This is a genomic window from Streptomyces sp. Isolate_45, assembly GCF_024721315.2.
Lineage (GTDB): Bacteria > Actinomycetota > Actinomycetes > Streptomycetales > Streptomycetaceae > Streptomyces.
On record NZ_JANFAK020000014.1, the window covers coordinates 1 to 19,443 of the forward strand.

Genomic DNA, 19,443 nt, shown 5'->3' on the forward strand with positions numbered 1-19,443 from the left:
CCGACGTCGCCGAGGCGGTGCCCCGCAGGCCGGCCGGCCAGGCCAGAGTGACCCGCAGGCCCCCACCACCGGCCCGGGGGGGGGGGGGGGGGGGGGGGGGGGGGGGGGGCGGCCCGCCCCCCCCCCCCCCCCCCCCCCCCCCCCCCCCCCCCCCCCCCCCCCCCCCCCCCCACCGCCGTGTTCACGGTGTCGCGGCGCCGGGGCGGCGGTTGCGCCGGGGCGGCGGGGCGGCGGTGCTGCGGTGCTGCGGTGCTGCGGTGCTGCGGTGCTGCGGTCAGGACACCTTCAGCAGCGCGTCGTCGCGCCACTTCAGCATCTTGTCGAAGCTCACCACGGCTCCCCGACCCGGCCGGTTGCGGAAGCGGACGTGGTCGGCGAGTTCCTCGATCAGGTGCAGGCCCCGGCCGTGCTCGGCCAGGGAGGGTCTGCGACGGGCCACCGTCGCGGCCGGGAACCCCGGGCCGGAATCGGACACTTCGATGCGGCAGCGGTCCCCGTCCAGATAGGCCGTGACGTGGTACGCCCCGGTCCCGTCCGGATCGTCGGAACCATCCCCGTCACCGCCGCCGGAACCGTCCGGGGCGTCGATGCCGGAGGAGCCGCAGCGGGGGCCCGCCCCGCGGCCGCCGTGCTCCACCGCGTTCGCACACGCCTCGGTCAGTGCCACCGACAGGTCGAAAGAGATGTCCGGGTCCACCCCCGCGGTCTCCATCGTCCCCAGCAGCAGTCGCCTGGCGAGCGGCACGCTCGCAGCTTCGCGCCTCAAGTGGAGAGACCACCAGATGCTCATACGGTTACCTATTGCCGCCCAGGGTGGGCCGTAAGCCCCCCATGGCCGGCGGAGCCCTCATTCGGCCGATGCGGCACTCCCGGGAAGCCGTGTACGCCGGTGCCGTCGGGCGGCACGGGAGAGCCCTTCGCCGATCCATGCGCCGATCCCCGCGCCGGCCCCTTCGCTGACCTCGGCCTGACCGGAGGCCGGAACTCAAAGGTCCCTTACGCACCTGCCGTATGCAGGGCCTAAGCGCAGTGCGATGATGGCCCGGCCATGACTGCCCCCCACACGACGCGCACCGGAGCCGGGCTCCGGACCACCCGGGCCGCGGTGTTCGCCGCGGTCTGCGTCGTGCTGTCCGCGGTGGGTCACGTCGTGGCATCCTGCGCCTCCGTGCCGTGGTGGGCGCTGGTCTCCGCCTTCGTCGCCGTGTTCGCGGTCGCGGCCCCGCTCTCCGGACGTCGGCGTTCGCCGGGTGGCATCGCCGCCGCGCTCGCCCTCGGCCAGGTCGGGCTGCACACCCTATTCGGCCTCGGCCAGCACGGCGAAGGCGCCGCACGGGCGACGGCCGCGGACTCCGACACCTCCCTCGCGGCGCTCGCCGCCCGACTGGTCTGCGGGGGCAACTCCGTACCGCTCAGCCCGGCCGACGCCCGGAGGATCCTGGAGACCGCCGGCCTCGACCCGGCCGCCCTGACCGAACAGGCCGCCGCACAGGGCCACGCGGCGCACGAGCACCTGGCGGACGCCGCCGGGCAGCAGGCGACCGGGCTGTTCAGCCCGGCCATGCTCGCCGGGCACCTGCTGGCCGCGCTGGTGGCCGGCTGGCTGCTGGGCCGGGGGGACGCCGCTCTGGTCCGGCTCCTCGAACTGTCCCGGCTCTCCGCCGAAGCCGACCCCGTACGTCCGCTGCGCGCCGCGCTGGCCTTCGTACGCGCCCTCGCCGCCGGAATCCCGGGCGCACCCGTCCGTACCCGGCGCACCGGACGCGGCTCTGCCGCGCCGACGGTGGCGACCGGCCGCGAAGCTCTCCAGCACACGGTGATCAGGCGCGGGCCACCCACGGCACTCGCCCTCGCAGCCTGACGCGGCACCCACGCCCCCGGAGCAGACAGCCACGGGAGCACCGGTGCCGCGACCTCCGCGCGCGCCCGTGTGCGGAGCCGTCACCCCTGCTTCCGTGGAGTGTTTCTGCCGTGAAGACCTCTCGCGTCTCCTTCGCCGCCGCCCTCGCCGCCGGCACCGTCCTCGTCCTGTCCGCTCCCGCCTTCGCGCACGTCGGCGTACAGCCCGGCGAAGCCACCAAGGGCGGCTACGCGACGATCAACTTCAAGGTCCCCAACGAGCGCGACAATGCGTCGACCACCCAGCTGGAGGTCAGCTTCCCGATCGACCAGCCGCTCACGTCCGTCATGCCGCAGGACATCCCCGGTTGGACCGTGAGCGTCGAGAAGAGCAAGCTCGACAAGCCGCTCACCGTGCACGGCAAGCAGATCAACGAGGCCGTCACCAAGGTGACCTGGTCCGGCGGCAAGATCGAGCCCGGCAAGTTCCAGCAGTTCCCGGTCTCCGTCGGCAAGCTTCCGGAGAACGCCGACCAGATGGTCTTCAAGGCGATCCAGACGTACGACAACAACGAGGTCGTCCGCTGGATCGAGGAGGCCAAGGAAGGCGCCCCGGAGCCGCAGACCCCCGCGCCCGTGCTGAAGCTGACCGCCGCCAAGGGCGACGACCACCACGACGCAGGCGACAAGAAGACCGACGACGCGAAGGCCTCCGGCAAGGACGACAAGGCGGCCGGCGACCACCACGACGAGGCCGCCAAGGCCTCCGACACGACCGCCCGGGCCCTCGGCATCGCGGGCATCGTCATCGGACTCGGTGGTGTCGCCTTCGGAATCGCCTCTCGTCGGCGCGCTTCCTGACCCGTCGCGGACGCAGGCCGTGTCATTTCGAGAACATCCGCACCTTCCCCGATCACAGGGACATTCCTCCATGCGCACCACACGTGTGACGGTCGCCGCCCTCGCGGTGGCGACCGCCCTCGCCCTCACCGCTTGCGGCGGTGAAAAGGCCGAGAACACCGGCTCGGTCACCCAGATCACCGGTGAGAAGAAGGCCGGGGCCGCGACGGTCCTCGACCGCCCCTTCGACAAGCCCGAGCTCGTCCTGACGGACACCACCGGCCGGCCGTGGAACCTGCGCGAGCAGACCAAGGGCAAGCCGACGCTCATCTACTTCGGCTACACCAAGTGCCCGGACGTCTGCCCTCTGACGATGAGCAACATCGCCGTCGCCAAGAAGGCACTCCCCAAGGCCGACCAGGACAACCTCCGGGTCGTCTTCGTCACCACGGACCCCGAACGGGACACTCCCGAGTCGCTCGGCTCGTGGCTCAAGGCCCAGGATCCGTCCTTCATCGGACTGACCGGGGACTTCGCCACCATCCAGGCCGCCGCACGGTCGCTCGGCATCGGCATCGAGGCCGCCAAGAAGGAGGCCAACGGAGACGTCGTCTCCATGCACGGTGCCCAGGTCATCGCGTTCTCGCCCAAGACCGACGAGGGCTACGCCCTCTACGGCGAGGGCACCACCGTCGATGACTACACCAAGGACATGCCGAAGCTCGTCAAGGGACTGAACCCGTGAACCACCGCACCACCCGTACCCTCGCCGCCCTCTCCCTGACGGCCGCGCTCGCCATATCCGGCTGCTCGTCCGACTCCTCCGAGTCCTCGGGGGCCGACGGAGCCAAGCCCGAGCTGACGGTCAGCGGGGCCTTCATGCCGGAACCGGTCAACGCCGAGATGGCCGGCGCGTTCATGGTCATCAAGAACGGGTCGAAGACCGCGGACAAGCTGACCGGCGTCACCAGCCCCCTCTCGGACGATGTTCAGATCCACGAGACCAAGGACCAGAAGATGCGGCAGGTCCAGTCGATGGACGTGCCCGCCAACGGCGAGCTGAAGCTGACTCGGGGCGGCAACCACGTCATGTTCATGGGCCTCAAGAGCAAGCCGGCCGTCGGGGACAAGATCACCGTCGAGCTCCGGTTCGAAAAGGCCGACCCGGTCAAGGTCGAGGTCGACGTGAAAGAGCGGACCTACAACGCACAGAACTCCAACGCCCACTGACGGACCGAGGAACTGACACGCCATGACGGCCACCGCCCCCGCCCCTTCCCCAGCCCGGGTCCGCATCACGGCACTCCTGCCGCGGCTCGCGCTGGTCCTCGCAGCCCTGCTGGCAACACTGTTCACCGCGGCCGCACCGGCCACGGCACACGCCGCACTCACCGCGAGCGACCCGCAGGACGGGGCGGTGGTCGCCACGGCACCCGCCCAGGTCACCCTCTCCTTCTCGGAGCAGGTCGCCATGGGCGACGACTCCATCCGCGTCATGGACCCTCAGGGCAGACGAGTGGACACCGGCGAGCTCCGCGACATGTGCAGCGGCTCGGTCATCCGGTACGGCACCGCGCTGCACGCCGGCCTGCCCAACGGCACCTACACCGTCGCCTGGCAGGCCGTGTCCGCCGACAGCCACCCGATCTCCGGCGCCTTCACCTTCTCCATCGGCGCCCCCTCGGCCACCGCCGTCTCCCTGCCCACCCAACAGGCGGGCGGCGGACCCGTCGGCATCGCCTACGGGATCGCCCGGTACGCCGCCTACGCCGGGTTCACCGTCCTCGTCGGTGGCGCCGCCTTCATCCTGATGTGCTGGCGCCGCGGGTCCGCGGAACGGTCGCTGCAGAAGCTCGTCCTGCGCGGCTGGGTCACCCTCACCGCGGCAACCCTGGCGATGCTGGCGCTCCGCAACCCGTACACGGGCTCGGGCAAGTTCGCCGACGTCTTCGACCTCGACGGGCTGCGAGCCGTGCTGGAGACCAAGACCGGCGCCTCGTTCGTCTCCCGGCTGCTGCTCCTCGGCGCCGCCGCGCTGTTCGTCGCCGTGCTCTTCGGGGCGTACGCACGCCATCAGCAGGCGTCGGGTTCCGGGGAAGAGGATCAGGCCGGGGAGGACACCAAGCAGACGAGCGACCTGGCCTTCGGGCTCGGCATCGGTGGAGCCGTCGTGGCCGCCGGCATCGCCGCGACCTGGGCCCTGTCCGAGCACGCCTCCACCGGCATCCAGCCCGGCATCGCGATGCCGGCCGACATCCTCCACCTGCTGGCCGTCGCCGCCTGGCTCGGCGGTCTCACCGCACTGCTGGTCGCCCTGTACAAGGTGCCGGACATCGAGCGGGACGCCGTCCGGCGCTTCTCCAAGGTCGCCTTCGTCAGCGTCGTGGTCCTCGTCGTCACCGGCGTCTACCAGTCCTGGCGTCAGCTCGGCAGCTGGTCGGCCCTCACCGGCACCAGCTACGGCCGACTGCTGATCATCAAGGTGGGGCTGGTCGCCGTACTCCTCGGCATCGCCTACCTCTCACGGGAGTGGACCGCCCGACTCGCGGACGGGCAGGCCACGGCCACCGCCGACGAGCCGATCGGGGCCCTCACGGGGAAGGCCGTTTCACGTGAAACGGCGAGCGATGTTTCACGTGGAACGAGCCCGGCGGCCTCTCCGGAAGCGACCAGTGACGTTCCGCGGGGAACGAGCAGCGATGTTTCACGTGAAACGCACGCAGCCCCCGAAGCCGCCGACCCGCGGCGGGCCGCCCAGCTCGCCCGTCAGCACGCCGCTCGTGAGAAGGCGCGCGAGCACCAGGTGCGCGACGCCGACCCCGTCCGGGGCGGCCTGCGTCGGTCCGTTCTCGCCGAGGCGGCGGTGGCCGTGGCCCTGCTCGCCGTCACCACCGTCCTGACCAGCACGGAGCCGGGACGCGCCGTGGAGCAGGAGGCGGGCAGGGGATCGGCCTCCACCGCAGTGCCCAACCGGCCCATCAAGATCACCCTGCCCTTCGAAACCGGCGGCCAGAACGGCAAGGGCGCCGTACGGCTGGAGCTCGACCCGGGCCGGGTCGGCGCCAACACCCTCCACCTGTGGGCGGAGGACCTGGGCGGCAGGCCCCTCGACCTGCCGGAGATCAAGGTCTCCTTCACCCTCCCCGCCAAGGAGATCGGCCCGCTGCCGCTCGTCCCGGACCGTTCCGGTCCCGGACACTGGACCGCGTCCGGGGTACAGCTGCCGCTGACGGGTGAATGGCGCATCGACGTGACCGTCCGCACCTCCGACATCGACCAGACGACCGTCCAGAAGAACGTGAAGATCGGCTGAGCAGCGTGACCGACAGCATCCGGAGCAACCCGGACATCGAGATTTCCCGGCGCAGGCTGCTGGGCACCGTGGGCGCCGCCGGCGCCGCCGGACTCGCCCTCGGCGCCACGGGCGGGGCCCTTGCCCACGCCTCCGTCGCCGACTCCCCGGCCGGTGCCCCCGGCGCGGCCGGGACGCTCGCCTCCCTGGGCGCCACCGAGGTGGCCTTCCACGGGGACCACCAGGCCGGGATCACCACCCCGCTCCAGGCCAAGGGCCATGTCCTCGCCTTCGACCTGGCGCCCGGCGCCGGCCGTACCGAGGCCGCCGCGCTGCTGCGCCGCTGGTCGGACACCGCGCGGCAACTGATGGCGGGTGCGGCCGCCCCGACCGCCGACACCGGGATCGCCCTCGACGCGGGCCCGTCCTCCCTCACGCTGACCTTCGGGTTCGGGCATTCCTTCTTCGAGCGCACCGGCCTGACCGCCCGCCGCCCCGCGGCCCTCGATCCGCTGCCGGACTTCTCCTCGGACCGGCTCGATGCCCAGCGCAGCAACGGCGACCTGTGGGTCCAGATCGGCGCGGACGACGGACTCGTCGCGTTCCACGCCCTACGGGCCGTGCAGAAGGACGCCGGGGACGCGGCGCGCGTGCGCTGGCAGATGAACGGCTTCAACCGGTCCCCGGGCGCCACCGCGAAGCCGATGACAGCACGGAACCTGATGGGCCAGGTCGACGGCACCGGGAACCCGAAGCCCTCGGAGCCCGACTTCGACAAGCGGATCTTCGTGCCGGATACCGGCCCGGGGCCCACCGAGCACGCCTGGATGGCCGGGGGGTCGTACGCCGTCGTGCGCCGGATCCGGATGCTGCTCGACGACTGGGAGAAGCAGTCCTTGGGCGACCAGGAGCGGGTCATCGGCCGGAGGAAGGCCGATGGGGCCCCGCTGACCGGTGGCACCGAGACCACGGAGATGGCCCTGGACAAGATCGGCGGCGACGGCAAGCCCGTCATCGCCTCCAATGCCCACGCCCGGATCTCGGCGCCGGAGCAGAACGGCGGGGCCGCCATGCTGCGGCGGCCGTTCTCCTTCCACGACGGGATCGCCCCCGACGGCGCTCCGGACGCCGGGTTGCTGTTCATCTGCTGGCAGGCCGATCCGCTGCGCGGCTTCGTCCCCGTTCAGCGCAAGCTCGACCGGGGGGACGCCCTGTCCGCGTTCATCCGGCACGAGTCCAGCGGGCTGTACGCCGTGCCGCCGGGCCCGCGTGCCGGGGAGTACGTCGGACAGCGGCTGCTCGAAGGGTGAACGGCCCCGCGGCGGCGGCCTCCCCGGCATTAGGCTGACCGCATGTCGGCCACCCGCTTCACCTATCTCGGTCCCGAGGGCACGTTCACCGAAGCCGCCCTCCGTACGCTGCCGGAAGCCGCCACCCGGGAGCTCGTCCCGATGGTGTCGGTCCCCGCGGCCCTCGATGCCGTACGGAACGGCGAAGCGGCGGCGGCCCTGGTGCCGATCGAGAACTCGGTGGAGGGCGGGGTCACCGCCACCCTCGACGAGCTGGCCTCGGGCGAGCCGCTGATGATCTACCGCGAGGTACTGCTGCCGATCGCGTTCGCGCTGCTCGTACGGCCCGGGACCAAGCTGTCGGACGTCAAGACCGTCACCGGGCACCCCGTCGCGCAGCCGCAGGTGCGGAACTGGCTGCGGACCCACCTGCCCGACGCGGTGTGGGAGTCGGCCGCGTCCAACGCCGACGGCGCCCGGCTGGTGCAGGAGGGTCGCTTCGACGCTGCCTTCGCGGGTGAGTTCGCCGCCGTCACGTACGGACTGGAGGCGCTGGTCAAGGAGATCCACGACGCGGAGAACGCCGAGACCCGGTTCGTACTCGTCGGTCGGCCCGCCCGGCCGGCCGCGCCGACCGGTGCCGACAAGACGTCCGTGGTGCTGTGGCTCGGCGACGACCACCCGGGTGCGCTGCTGGAGCTGCTCCAGGAGTTCGCGGTCCGGGGTGTGAACCTGATGCTCATCCAGTCCCGGCCGACCGGCCAGGGAATCGGCAACTACTGCTTCGCGGTCGACGCCGAAGGACATATTTCCGACCGCCGGGTGAGCGAGGCCCTGATGGGCCTGAAGCGGACCTGCCCCCAGGTCCGCTTCCTCGGTTCCTACCCGCGGGCCGGTGTCGCTCTCAGTGAGGTGCGCGCGGCACGGCCGGGAACCTCCGACGGCGACTTCACCGCGGCGTCGGACTGGCTGGCGCGCTGCCTCGACGGTCGCGCGTAGGACACCGTCCACTGTCCACAGAGTTATCCACAGGCCGGGATGGGGGCCTGGGGACAAGTCGACACGGCGACGCGACAAGGTCGACAAATCACTCGGGGGCTCAGGTTTCGCGCTGGGGAGCGATAGGTGAACGCTGTCACCCCCGTATCCGCGATCAACTCTTTGGAGCGAGCCATTCCCACCCGAATGAGCGTGTGAGGGCGGTTTGAACCCTGATGGACCCCGCCCCGGCGCCGATCCCTATTGATCTAATTCCGTGTCCACAGATGCGGCGCACAGCCTGTGGATAAGCCGCCCTCACGGAGAATTCCTGTGGACAAGGAACCCCCTCCGACGCTGCTCAGGACCAGCCCCGCGACCGGCACCGTGCCCCATTTCAGCGAATGGCACCGGTTTTATCCACTCCCTGCCCCACCCCGCTTCGGGTTGCCGGACAAGAGATTTCCATTCGTACCAATTGGGACATACTGACACGCAGCGTGATATCGGTGTGATCCCAGGAAGGCCGGCCCGGTAGCCTGGAGGGGTGATTGACCTTCGGCTGCTCCGTGATGACCCTGACCGTGTCCGCGCCTCGCAGCGCGCCCGTGGAGAGGACGTCGGCCTCGTCGACGCACTGCTCTCCGCCGACGAGCGCCGCAGGTCCTCCGGCATGCGCTTCGACGAACTGCGCAATGAGCAGAAGTCGCTCGGCAAGCTCATCCCCAAGGCCTCCCCGGAGGAGCGGGCCGAGCTGCTGACCAAGGCCGAGCAGCTCAAGCAGGACGTCAAGGCCGCCGAGGCCGAGCAGAACGAGGCCGACGAAGCGGCCAAGAAGCTCCTGCTCCAGCTGGGCAACATCGTCCACAGCGACGTCCCGGTCGGCGGCGAGGAGGACTTCACCGTCCTGGAGACGCACGGCACGATCCGCGACTTCGGTGCCGAGGGCTTCGAGCCGAAGGACCACCTCGAACTCGGCGAATCGCTCGGCGCCATCGACGTCGAGCGCGGCGCCAAGGTGTCGGGTTCGCGCTTCTACTACCTGACCGGCGTCGGCGCGCTGCTGGAACTCGCCCTGGTCAACGCCGCGATCGCGCAGGCCACCGAGGCGGGCTTCATCCCGATGCTGACGCCGGCGCTGGTCCGCCCGCGCGCCATGGAGGGCACCGGCTTCCTCGGCCAGGCCGCGGAGAACGTGTACCACCTGGAGAAGGACGACTACTACCTGGTCGGCACCTCCGAGGTCCCGCTCGCCGCGTACCACATGGACGAGATCATCGACGCGGACAAGCTGCCGCTGCGGTACGCCGGTTTCTCCCCGTGCTTCCGCCGCGAGGCCGGTACGTACGGCAAGGACACCCGGGGCATCTTCCGCGTCCACCAGTTCGACAAGGTCGAGATGTTCTCGTACGTCGCGCCGGAGGAGGCCGAGGCCGAGCACAAGCGGCTCCTCGACTGGGAGAAGCAGTGGCTGACCAGCCTGGAGCTGCCGTTCCAGGTCATCGACGTCGCCACGGGCGACCTGGGCTCGTCTGCCTCGCGCAAGTTCGACTGCGAGGCCTGGATCCCCACCCAGGGCAAGTACCGCGAGCTGACCTCCGCGTCGAACTGCGACGGCTTCCAGGCCCGCCGCCTGTCGATCCGCTACCGCGAGGGCAAGAAGACCGCGCCGCTGTCGACGCTCAACGGCACGCTGTGCGCCGTACCGCGCACGATCGTCGCGATCCTGGAGAACCACCAGCAGGCCGACGGTTCGGTACGGGTACCTCCGGTGCTCCGCCCCTACCTCGGCGGCCGCGAGTTCCTGGAGCCGATCGCCAAGTGAGCCCGGCCCCGTTCCCGTACAAGCTCGTCGCGACGGACCTCGACGGCACGCTGCTGCGTGACGACGACACCGTCTCGGAGCGCACCCGTGAGGCGCTCGCCGCGGCCACCGCGGCGGGCGCGGCTCACATCATCGTCACCGGCCGGGCCGTGCCCTGGACCCGCCACGTGCTCGACGACCTCGGCTACAAGGGGATCGCCGTGTGCGGGCAGGGCGCACAGGTCTACGACGCGGGGGCGCACCGGCTGTTGACCTCGGTGACCCTGGACCGGCAGCTGGCCGGCCTGGCGCTGTCGAAGATAGAGGCAGAGGTGGGTCCGCTGGCCTTGGCGGCCAGTCGGGACGGGGTGGACGGCGAAGTGCTGTTCGGTCCTGGGTACCAGGTCCAGGAGGGCCTGCCGGCGCTCTACCTGGAGGACACGGCGGCGGTCTGGACCGCCCCGCTGAACAAGCTGTACATCCAGCACCCGGGGATGGGCGAGGACGAGCTCGTCAGGGTGGCCAGGGCGACGGTCGGCAGTCTCGTGGACATCGTGATGGCGGGTCCCGGCATCGTGGAGATCCTGCCGCTCGGTCTGAGCAAGGCGACCGGCCTGTCGCTGGCCGCTCGACGGCTGGGCGTGAAGGCCGCGGACACGATCGCCTTCGGTGACATGCCCAACGACATCCCGATGTTCGGATGGTCTGCTCACGGCGTGGCCATGGCGAACGCCCACCCGGAGCTCAAGGCCGTGGCCGACGAGGTGACGACCTCCAATCAGGAGGACGGCATCGCGGTGGTCCTGGAACGCCTCCTGGGCGCCGCGTAACACACAGGACGTACGAGAGGTCCGGAGCAGCCCGCGCCGCAAGGCGCGCTCGAAGCGGCTGCCCCGGACCTTTTGTTGCTCCCCGCACCGCTCACTCTGCCCCGGGGCGAAGCCGCGTACCAGCGATTTTCCCCGCGTACGTCATGGGTGCGGTAACTCCGCGCGTCCGGGGGAGGGGACCGGCCCTCGGCATGTTTCACGTGAAACAGGGGTCGTGTTCCACGCGGAACGCGGGTCATGTTTCACGTGAAACGGGGTGGCGGGTGAGCGGCCAGGCAAGCAGTCCGACGGCGAGCGAGATGGCGTGGCCGAGGTCGGTGAAACTGCCGTCGCTGAGCAGCGGGACGCCGAAGAAGGCGACCGCGCCGGCGAGGTAGAACCATCTCCAGGGATGGGGCAGCCGGTAGGTGAGCACGCCCACGGAGGCTGCCAGGCCGTAGCTGACGCCGATGTCGACGACGTGGGTCATGCTGTGCGGCGCGCGGTGGTCCTGAATGGCCATCAGGAGGACCTTCTGGCTGACCAAGGTCGCCGTGATGTGGGCGGTCGCGACGATCAGGAGCCAGCGCACGGTGCCGAGCCAGCGCTCGACGGGGGCGTGGAAGCACTCGAAGAGCAGGGCGTAGAGGGCGAGCGATGCCGGGTTCTCGATCCAGAACGCGCTGCTGAGCAAGGCGCGGATGGGGTGCTGGACGAGTTCGTGGATGTTGCTGCTGTTGCGGTGGAGCAGCACGTGTTCGACCCGGTCCGGGGCGATCACGACGATGACGCTGGTGACGGCGATGATCAGCAGCCAGATGTGCGTCCCGGGGGAGGACCGTATCCAGGACCGCAAGGGTCTGGACGGCTCCGGCCCGGTGTGCTCGATCATGCCCCGATGATCCCGCGCGAAGCTGTGCCCCGCCCGGCCGGTGGGCCGGGCGGGGCACGGGGCGAACAGCCTGTCGGGGTGGGCCTACTCCTCGCCGGCCAGAGTGAGGCGGCGCAGCTTCTGGCCCGCGTAGGCGGTGGCGCCGACGGTGACCACGAGGAGCAGGATCACGGCGGTGGGCAGGCCCACAGTGGCGTCGACGTACCCCGGTCCGGCGACCTTCTCGGCCAGGGACAGGGACCACTGCTGGACGCTGAGGGTCTTCGCTCCGGAGACGAGGCTGCCGAAGAGGGACTCCCAGATCAGGGCGTAGACGAGGCCGAAGACAACCGCGTGCCGGCTGACGGTGCCCAGCAGCAGGAACAGCGCGCTGTAGGCGATCGAGGCGACGAGGGCGGCGACGGTGTAGGCGACGGCGATCTGCTGGCCGTTGCCGTTGAGGATGAAGCCGGCGATCAGTGTGGGGATCGCGGAGAAGGCCATCGTGACGGAGATCGCGACGATCAGCTTGGTCAGGATGATCGTGGGTCGCTTCACCGGCTTGGAGAGCAGGTAGACGATCGAGCCGTCGTCGATCTCGGGACCGATGGCTCCGGTGCCGGCGATGACGCCGATCAGCGGGACCATCGTCGCCAGGGCGAAGCCGCCGAGCAGATCGGCGGCGACCTTGTCGTCCACCCCGGTGAAGGCGCGGACCGCGACGGAGATGACGATCAGCAGGGCGGGCAGCGCGAAGAGGATCAGCGCGCGGCGGCGGCCGAGCAGGGCCCGGTAGGTGAGCCGGGCAACGGTGGGGTTGTACATGCCAGCTCCTTCAGGCCGTGACGAGGTAGGAGAAGACCGACTCAAGGGACTCGTCGGAGGGCGAGACCGTGAGAAGCCGGATGCCGTGCGCCCGGGCCACCTGCGGCAGCAGCTCGGTGAAGCGTCCGAAGTCGACGGCCTGGATGCGCAGGGCGCCCTCCTTGAGGTCGACCTCGATGCCGGCCGTGGAGGGGTCGGCGATCAGGGCGGCGGCGAGGGCCCGGTCGTCGGAGGAACGGACCAGGTAGCGGTGCGGGCGGTCCGTCATCAGGCGGCGGATCCGACGGAAGTCGCCGGAGGCGGCGTGCCGCCCGGCGACGACCACCTCGATGTGCGAGGCGAGCTGCTCGACCTCCTCCAGGATGTGGGAGGAGAACAGGACGGTGCGGCCCTCGTCGCCCATGCGTCGCAGCAGGTCCATGAGCTGCATGCGCTGTCGCGGGTCCATGCCGTTGAACGGCTCGTCGAGGAGCAGCACGGACGGGTCGTGGACGAGCGCCGAAGCCATCTTCACGCGCTGGCGCATGCCCTTGGAGTAGGTGGCGATCTTGCGGTCCTGGGCGTACTCCATCTCGACGGTGGCGAGCGCGCGCTGGGCGGCCGCGTCGTCGAGTCCGTGCAGTTCGGCGTTGGCCACCACGAACTCGCGGCCGGTGAGGAAGTCGTACATGGCCTCGCGCTCGGGCACGACGCCGATCTGCTTGTAGACCTGCTCGTTGCGCCAGATCGGCGCGCCGTCGAGGGTGACGGTGCCCGTGGAGGGGGCCAGGAAGCCGCCCATCATGTTGATGAGGGTGGACTTGCCGGCGCCGTTGGGGCCCAGCAGGCCGGTCACACCGGGGCCGATGCGCATGGTGACGTCGTTGACGGCGACGACGTTGCCGAACCAGCGGGAGGTGTGGTCGATGTCGATGACGGTCACAGCCCGGCCTTCCGGTAGCGGGCCATCAGGGCGGCGTAGGAGCCGGCGATGAGGCCGAGGACGACGAGCAGGTAGACGACGCCGACGGCGGCCGAGGGGCCGTCACCGCCGGGGAAGGCTGAGGTGGCATCGAGGAACGCGGTCTGCACGCCGTCGATCAGGGTGATCGGGGAGAACAGGCCCATCCACTCGATGGCGCCGGTGTTGCCCGTCGAGTAGGCAACGGCCTGGATGGTGGAGACGGCGCCGTAGGGAATGAGCAGCAGGCCGATCACGGCGGCGACGCCGAACCCGCGGCGCGGGGTGAGCGCGGCCATGACCAGGCCGAGGCCCGCGAAGAGCAGCGACAGCAGCAGTACCGACACCAGTCCCTGCCCGAATCCCTTGGTCTGGTCACCGAAGTCGAACTTCGCCAGCAGCGAGCCGATCCACATGATCAGCAGCGGGGTGGCGGTGAGGATGAAGAGGGCCGAGGCCATGGCCGCGTACTTGGCCACCACGTAGTCGACGCGCTCGATGGGCCGCGAGAAGTACAGCGGCACGGTCTTGAAGCGCAGGTCTCGGGAGACCGACTGGGGCGCCTGCGACGCGAGGTAGAGCCCGATGATCACCTGGGTGGTCAGGGCGTACGTCGTGTACTTGATCGGCAGGTCGGTGGAGCCGGGAACGGCGATGGCCACCGCGACGATGATCAGCGCGGGTACGCACATCACCGCGAAGAGGATCATCGGCAGCACCTTGGACTTGGCGGAACGCCCGAGGCCGTACGCGCCCCGCAGGGACTGCGAGAAGAGCGACTTGCGGGCGTAGGCGCGGCCGAGCCGGGGGCCGTCGTAGGACCGGTAGCCGATGTTGTGGATCTGGGTCGAGGTGTCAGGCGCCATCGGAACCGGCTCCCTTCTGCTGGACGAGGTTCTGGGCGGGGGGCTGGGCGGAGGGCAGGGCGGAGGACGGGCCCTGCTGCTGAACGGGCGGCTGGGCCTGCTGCTGGGCTAGCCGGTCACTGTCGCGGAAGACCTCCGCGATGTGGTGGCGGCGCTGCTCCATGCGGACCAGGCCGATGCCGAGGTCGGCGACGGTGTCGCGGACCGTGTCGTACGTCTCCTCGCCCGTGGCCTCCACCAGGAGGATGTGGCCGGCGCCGGGCAGGCCCTGCTCCTCGCCCACGTGCAGGGTGATGCCCGCCGCCACGAGGGCCTTGCGCAGGGCGGCGGTGCCGTCCGGGTGCGCGTCGGAGTCGGTGACCTCGACCGCGAGGGTGGTGGTGGTCTGCGTGAAGTCGCTGGTGGAGCTGGAACGCAGCAGCTTGCCGCCGTCGACGACCACCACGTGGTCGCAGGTCCGCTCCAGCTCTCCGAGCAGGTGGGAGGTGACCAGCACCGAGATGCCGAAGTCGGTGTGGATGCGCCGGATCAGGCCGAGCATCTCGTCCCGGCCCACGGGGTCGAGGCCGTTCGTCGGCTCGTCGAGGAGCACCAGCTGCGGGTCGTGGACGAGTGCCTGCGCCAGCTTGACGCGTTGCTTCATGCCGGTGGAGTAGCCGCCGATGGGGCGGTAGCGCTCCTCGTACAGCCCGACGTGGCGCAGGGTGTCGGCCGTCCGCTCGCGTGCCGCGGTCGGCGGGAGCCCGGACATGCGGGCCATGTGGACGACGAACTCGGTTGCCGAGACGTCGGGTGGCAGGCAGTCGTGTTCGGGCATGTAGCCGACGCGCTCACGGATGGCGCTGCCATGCGTGGCGACGTCGAGTCCGAGTACGGCGGCACGGCCCTCGGTGGCGGGGGACAGTCCGAGCAGGATCTTGATCAGCGTGGACTTGCCGGCTCCGTTGGCGCCCACGAGCCCGGTCACGCCGGGTCCGATGTCCAGGGAGAGCCGGTCGAGGGCGGTCACTCGGGGGTACCGCTTGCTCAGGCTTTCGGTCGCGATGACAGTCACGGCTTCGACGTTAGTGCCGTTGTCCGCGCGGATCGTCAGACCTGGAGCGGGAACCCGTATCCGCCTTGAGGACTACGACGGCGCACGAACCCTGACCGAAGGCTGACGCGAACCGGACAAGTTTGTCCACAGGTCCGTGCACGACCCTTGACGTGACCTCCGGTCATTGTCACATTCATCAGTGTCAAGTTACGGGCGCGTACGGCTATGAGGACGGACGGCTGGTATGGCTGGGGACACGAAGCAACGCACCGCGCGGCCCGCCGGGCGGCTCTCCGCCGAGCTGCGCGGCTTCCAGGAGGTGCAGCGCCTCGCCTACGAGTGCGCCGAGACCGTCGCGGCCCAGTTGCGGCCGGGCGTGACCGAGCGCGAGGCGGCGCGGATGCAGCGCGACTGGCTGCGCGAACGCGGCGTACGGGATTGGTTCCACCTGCCGTTCGCCTGGTTCGGGGACCGCACCGCCTTCACGGGCTTCAGGGTTCCCCTCCAGTTCTTCCCGACGAACCGGCGGCTGGAGCCGGGCATGCCGTTCATCCTCGACATGGCGCCGGTCCACCGGGGCTACGCGGCCGATGTCGGCTACTCCGGGAGCCTCGGCCTCAATCCGGTGCAGGACCGGCTGATGGCCGACCTGCGCCCGCACCGCGACCTGATCCTGGAGCAGGTGCGCGAGCGCCGCTCCCTGCGCGAGATCTACGAGAACGTCGAACGGCTGATGACGCGCCAGGGGTACGCCAACCGGCACCGGGCCTACCCCTTCGGGGTGATCGCGCACAAAATAGACCGGGTCGAGCAGCGGCGCTGGTCGCCGACCGCGTTCGGATTCGGCACCCAGTCCCTCAAGGGGCTCGCCTCCGACGTCCTGCGCGGGCACCGGGACGGCTGGTCCCCGCTGTGGAGCCCCTACCGGTTCTCCGACCACGTGCCGCAGCCCGGCCTGTGGGCGGTGGAGCCGCACCTGGGCTTCCGGGGCACCGGCGCGAAGTTCGAGGAGATCCTGGTGGTCACCGATTCCCGGGACCCCGAGGAGAGCGCGTACTGGCTCGACGACGACCTGCCGCACGTGCGGCGCTGGGCTGAGGAGAAGGCGGGATGAGCGGGATGAGCGGTACGGCACTGGCGGGCGCGCGGGAACGCCGGGTCAGCACGGGCGGCATCGAGCTGTGCGTCGTCGAACTCGGTGACACGGACCGACCGACGGTGGTCCTCGTGCACGGCTACCCGGACAGCAAGGAGGTCTGGTCGGAGGTCGCCGAACGCCTCGCGACCCGCTTCCACGTGGTGCTGTACGACGTACGGGGCCACGGGCGGTCCACGGCGCCGGTCCCGCTGCGCGGCGGCTTCACCCTGGAGAAGCTGACCGACGACTTCCTGGCCGTGGCGGACGCGGTCAGCCCCGACCGGCCGGTGCACCTGGTCGGCCACGACTGGGGCTCCGTACAGGGCTGGGAGTTCGCCACGGTCGCCCGCACCGAGGGGCGGATCGCCTCCTTCACCTCCATGTCCGGGCCCTCGCTCGACCACCTCGGACACTGGATCAAGAAGCGGGTCGCGCGTCCCACCCCGCGCCGGGCCGCCCAGCTGCTGCACCAGGGTTCGAAGTCCTGGTACATCTACTTGCTGCACACGCCGGTCCTGCCGGAACTCCTCTGGCGCGGGCCGCTCGGCAAGCAATGGCCGAAGCTCCTCCGGCGCGCGGAGAACCTCCCCATCGGTTCCTACCCGACGGACTCCCTGCCCTCCGACGCCGCGCACGGTGCCTGGCTGTACCGCGACAACGTCCGTGGACGCGTGCGCGTGCCCCGGAACGACGCCTACGCGCACGTTCCGGTGCAGCTGATCACGCCGACCCGGGACGACTTCCTCTCCGAGCGGCTCTACGACGACCTGGAGCTGTGGGCTCCGGACCTCTTGCGACGCACCCTGCCGGCGAAGCACTGGATACCGCGCACCCGGCCAGACCAGGTCTCGGCGTGGATCTCGGAGTTCGTGACCGCCCGGGAGGAGCCGGCAACGCGCGCTCCGGAGCAGAAGGCTCCGGGTAGGTACGCGGACCGGTTCGGCGGACAGCTGGTGCTCGTCACCGGCGCGGCCAGCGGCATCGGACGGGCCACGGCCTTCGCATTCGCCGAGGCCGGGGCCCGGGTGGTGGCCGTGGACCGGGACGGCGAGGGCGCGGCGCGCACCGCCGAGATGGCCCGCCTCGTCGGCGCCCCCGAGGCCTGGGGCGAATGCGTCGACGTGAGCGACGAGCAGGCGATGGAGAAGCTCGCCGCGAAGGTCGCCGCCGAGTACGGAATCGTGGACGTGCTGGTCAACAACGCGGGGATCGGGCTGTCGGGGCCCTTCCTGGAGACCACGGCCGAGGACTGGAAGAAGGTCCTCGACGTCAACCTGTGGGGTGTCATCCACGGCTGCCGGATCTTCGGTAAGCAGATGGCCGAGCGCGGCCAGGGCGGGCACATCGTCAACACCGCGTCCGCGGCGGCCTACCTGCCCTCCCGCACCCTGCCCGCGTACAGCACCTCCAAGGCGGCGGTCCTGATGCTCAGCGAGTGCCTGCGCGCCGAGCTGGCCTCGCAGTCGATCGGGGTCTCCGCGATCTGCCCGGGCATCGTCAACACCAACATCGCCGCCACCTCGCGGTTCGCCGGGGTGGACACGGCCGAGGAGAAGCGCCGCCAGGAACGCTCCTCGCGGATGTACGGGCTGCGCAACTTCCCGCCGGAGAAGGTCGCCGACGCGATCGTGCTGGCCGTGGTGAAGAACCAGGCGGTCGTGCCCGTCACGCCGGAGTCCAAGGGCGCCCTGTGGATGTCCCGCTTCGCACCGCGCACGCTGCGGCGGATCGCGAGGCTGGAACCCCGGCTGTGAACCAGGCGGGCGGAGCCGACCCCGGCACGGCCATGTCCCCCTACTTCCGACGGTCGTACCATCCCTCGCAGGAGGGCTCGCTGCGCACGGCGGTCGAGTACCTGGCGGCGTCTCCTGCCGCCCGGACCGCGGCGGGCGCGGTCGGCCGAGCCGTCATGTCGTAGGGAGCCGGGATTGTCCGATCAGGCGGTGGCCGAGTACCGGATCGAGGATCTGGCCCACCACAGCGGTGCGACGGTACGCACCATCCGGGCGTACCAGGACCGCGGTCTGCTCCCGAAACCGGAGCGCCGCGGCCGGTCCAACGTGTACCGGGACACGCACCTGGCACGGCTGCGCCAGATCGCGGACCTGCTGGACCGCGGCTACACCCTGGCCTCCATCAAGGAGCTGCTGGAGGCCTGGGACGCGGGGCGCGGACTGGGCGGCGTACTGGGCCTGGTCGCCGAGGTGCACGGGCCGTGGACCGATGAGGAGGCGGCCCGGATCAGCCGGGCCGACCTGGACGAACGGTTCGGCGGCAGGCCCGACGAAGAGGCCGTGGACGAGGCCTGCGAGCTGGGCGTGCTGGAGCGGATGCCGGGCCGCCCGGACGAGTTCCTGGTGCCATCGCCGCAGGAACTCGCGGTGGCGGCCGAGTTGTACGCGGCCGGTGTGCCGCTGGTGGCGATCACCGGGCACCTGCGCGAGCTGCGCGGGCAGGTCGAGCACATCGCCTCGCGCTTCCTGGAGTTCACCACGGAGCACGTCTTCGCCCGCTACCTCGGGGAGGTGCCGCCCACGGACGCCGACGCGGCCGAGGCGGCGACGATGGTGCGGAGACTGCGGCCGCTGGCCCAACAGACGGTGGACGCCGAACTCGCGCGGGCGATGAGGCTGTTCGCCACCCGGCACCTCCAACGGCACCTGGGCGCCACCGGTACCGCCCAGCCGTCGGGACCGACGCCGGTCGCCCTACCGGCGGACACCGTACGGGCGGTGCAGGACCTGGTGGGTACCGATCACGTGGCGGAGTTCGTCCGGGCGGCGACGGAGCGGGAGCTCCAAGCCCGGACGATGAACGATCTGGCCCGCCGGGGCGGCCGGTAATGCTCGATCAGTAGTCCACAGGGCAAATGGCTCAACCGTCTCCCAAAATCACCCAAAGGCCTGTGGACAAGTC

Annotated in this window: 18 protein-coding genes and 1 pseudogene; 13 read left to right on the forward strand and 6 right to left on the reverse strand. The window is 70.8% G+C overall.

Annotated features, from left to right (window positions below):
- Positions 1 to 274: 274 nt before the first annotated feature.
- A complete protein-coding gene (locus tag NOD94_RS07235) occupies positions 275 to 790 on the reverse strand; it encodes an ATP-binding protein (RefSeq protein WP_281204897.1) in 516 nt (171 codons plus the stop codon).
- A 258-nt stretch (positions 791 to 1,048) separates the two neighbouring features.
- On the opposite strand from NOD94_RS07235, the gene NOD94_RS07240 reads away from it, so the two are divergent.
- The 9 genes from NOD94_RS07240 to NOD94_RS07280 all read left to right on the forward strand — a co-directional run bounded on the left by NOD94_RS07240 (position 1,049) and on the right by NOD94_RS07280 (position 10,872).
- Positions 1,049 to 1,861, forward strand: coding sequence for a hypothetical protein (locus tag NOD94_RS07240; protein WP_281204898.1), 813 nt, complete (start codon positions 1,049 to 1,051; stop codon positions 1,859 to 1,861).
- 110 nt (positions 1,862 to 1,971) lie between these two features.
- A complete protein-coding gene (locus NOD94_RS07245; protein WP_281204899.1) occupies positions 1,972 to 2,700 on the forward strand; it encodes a YcnI family protein in 729 nt (242 codons plus the stop codon).
- 70 nt (positions 2,701 to 2,770) lie between these two features.
- The gene (locus NOD94_RS07250) at positions 2,771 to 3,424 is read left to right on the forward strand and encodes an SCO family protein (protein ID WP_281204900.1); all 654 of its coding nucleotides are present in this window, start codon (positions 2,771 to 2,773) and stop codon (positions 3,422 to 3,424) included.
- A complete protein-coding gene (locus NOD94_RS07255) occupies positions 3,421 to 3,909 on the forward strand; it encodes a copper chaperone PCu(A)C (RefSeq protein WP_281204901.1) in 489 nt (162 codons plus the stop codon). Before NOD94_RS07250 ends, NOD94_RS07255 begins: the two co-directional genes overlap by 4 nt.
- 22 nt (positions 3,910 to 3,931) lie before the next feature.
- Positions 3,932 to 5,992, forward strand: a complete 2,061-nt coding sequence (locus NOD94_RS07260) for a copper resistance protein CopC (RefSeq protein WP_281204902.1) — start codon at positions 3,932 to 3,934, stop codon at positions 5,990 to 5,992.
- Between the two features lie 5 nt (positions 5,993 to 5,997).
- Positions 5,998 to 7,281, forward strand: a complete 1,284-nt coding sequence (gene efeB, locus NOD94_RS07265) for an iron uptake transporter deferrochelatase/peroxidase subunit (protein WP_281204903.1) — start codon at positions 5,998 to 6,000, stop codon at positions 7,279 to 7,281.
- Positions 7,282 to 7,323: 42 nt separating this feature from the next.
- Entirely contained in the window at positions 7,324 to 8,259 is a 936-nt protein-coding gene (pheA, locus tag NOD94_RS07270) for a prephenate dehydratase (RefSeq protein WP_281204904.1), read from the forward strand.
- A gap of 526 nt (positions 8,260 to 8,785) precedes the next feature.
- Entirely contained in the window at positions 8,786 to 10,063 is a 1,278-nt protein-coding gene (gene serS / locus NOD94_RS07275; protein ID WP_281204905.1) for a serine--tRNA ligase, read from the forward strand.
- Entirely contained in the window at positions 10,060 to 10,872 is an 813-nt protein-coding gene (locus NOD94_RS07280) for an HAD family hydrolase (protein WP_281204906.1), read from the forward strand. The genes serS and NOD94_RS07280 overlap by 4 nt, the downstream gene beginning before the upstream one ends.
- Positions 10,873 to 11,107: 235 nt before the next feature.
- Here NOD94_RS07280 and NOD94_RS07285 read toward each other — a convergent pair whose 3' ends face one another.
- The 5 genes from NOD94_RS07285 to NOD94_RS07305 all read right to left on the reverse strand — a co-directional run bounded on the left by NOD94_RS07285 (position 11,108) and on the right by NOD94_RS07305 (position 15,407).
- The gene (locus NOD94_RS07285; protein ID WP_281204907.1) at positions 11,108 to 11,743 is read right to left on the reverse strand and encodes a rhomboid-like protein; all 636 of its coding nucleotides are present in this window, start codon (positions 11,741 to 11,743) and stop codon (positions 11,108 to 11,110) included.
- Between the two features lie 84 nt (positions 11,744 to 11,827).
- Entirely contained in the window at positions 11,828 to 12,547 is a 720-nt protein-coding gene (locus NOD94_RS07290; RefSeq protein ID WP_281204908.1) for an ABC transporter permease subunit, read from the reverse strand.
- Positions 12,548 to 12,557: 10 nt separating this feature from the next.
- On the reverse strand, positions 12,558 to 13,469 hold the full coding sequence (locus NOD94_RS07295; protein ID WP_281204909.1) for an ABC transporter ATP-binding protein: 912 nt from the start codon (positions 13,467 to 13,469) through the stop codon (positions 12,558 to 12,560).
- A complete protein-coding gene (locus tag NOD94_RS07300) occupies positions 13,466 to 14,353 on the reverse strand; it encodes an ABC transporter permease subunit (protein ID WP_281204910.1) in 888 nt (295 codons plus the stop codon). The genes NOD94_RS07295 and NOD94_RS07300 overlap by 4 nt, the downstream gene beginning before the upstream one ends.
- Positions 14,343 to 15,407 carry an ABC transporter ATP-binding protein gene (locus tag NOD94_RS07305; protein ID WP_281204911.1) on the reverse strand — a complete coding sequence of 355 codons (1,065 nt, stop codon included), beginning with the start codon at positions 15,405 to 15,407 and terminating at the stop codon, positions 14,343 to 14,345. Before NOD94_RS07305 ends, NOD94_RS07300 begins: the two co-directional genes overlap by 11 nt.
- Before the next feature lie 226 nt (positions 15,408 to 15,633).
- Here NOD94_RS07305 and NOD94_RS07310 point away from each other — a divergent pair, with 226 nt between their 5' ends.
- The 4 genes and pseudogenes from NOD94_RS07310 to NOD94_RS07325 all read left to right on the forward strand — a co-directional run bounded on the left by NOD94_RS07310 (position 15,634) and on the right by NOD94_RS07325 (position 19,370).
- A complete protein-coding gene (locus NOD94_RS07310; protein ID WP_281204912.1) occupies positions 15,634 to 16,503 on the forward strand; it encodes a M24 family metallopeptidase in 870 nt (289 codons plus the stop codon).
- A gap of 5 nt (positions 16,504 to 16,508) precedes the next feature.
- Entirely contained in the window at positions 16,509 to 18,281 is a 1,773-nt protein-coding gene (locus NOD94_RS07315; protein ID WP_281204974.1) for an SDR family oxidoreductase, read from the forward strand.
- Positions 18,282 to 18,322: 41 nt separating this feature from the next.
- A pseudogene (locus tag NOD94_RS07320) lies at positions 18,323 to 18,445 on the forward strand (metal-dependent hydrolase); the annotation flags it as partial.
- A 10-nt stretch (positions 18,446 to 18,455) separates the two neighbouring features.
- A complete protein-coding gene (locus tag NOD94_RS07325) occupies positions 18,456 to 19,370 on the forward strand; it encodes a MerR family transcriptional regulator (protein WP_281204913.1) in 915 nt (304 codons plus the stop codon).
- Positions 19,371 to 19,443 lie beyond the last annotated feature (73 nt).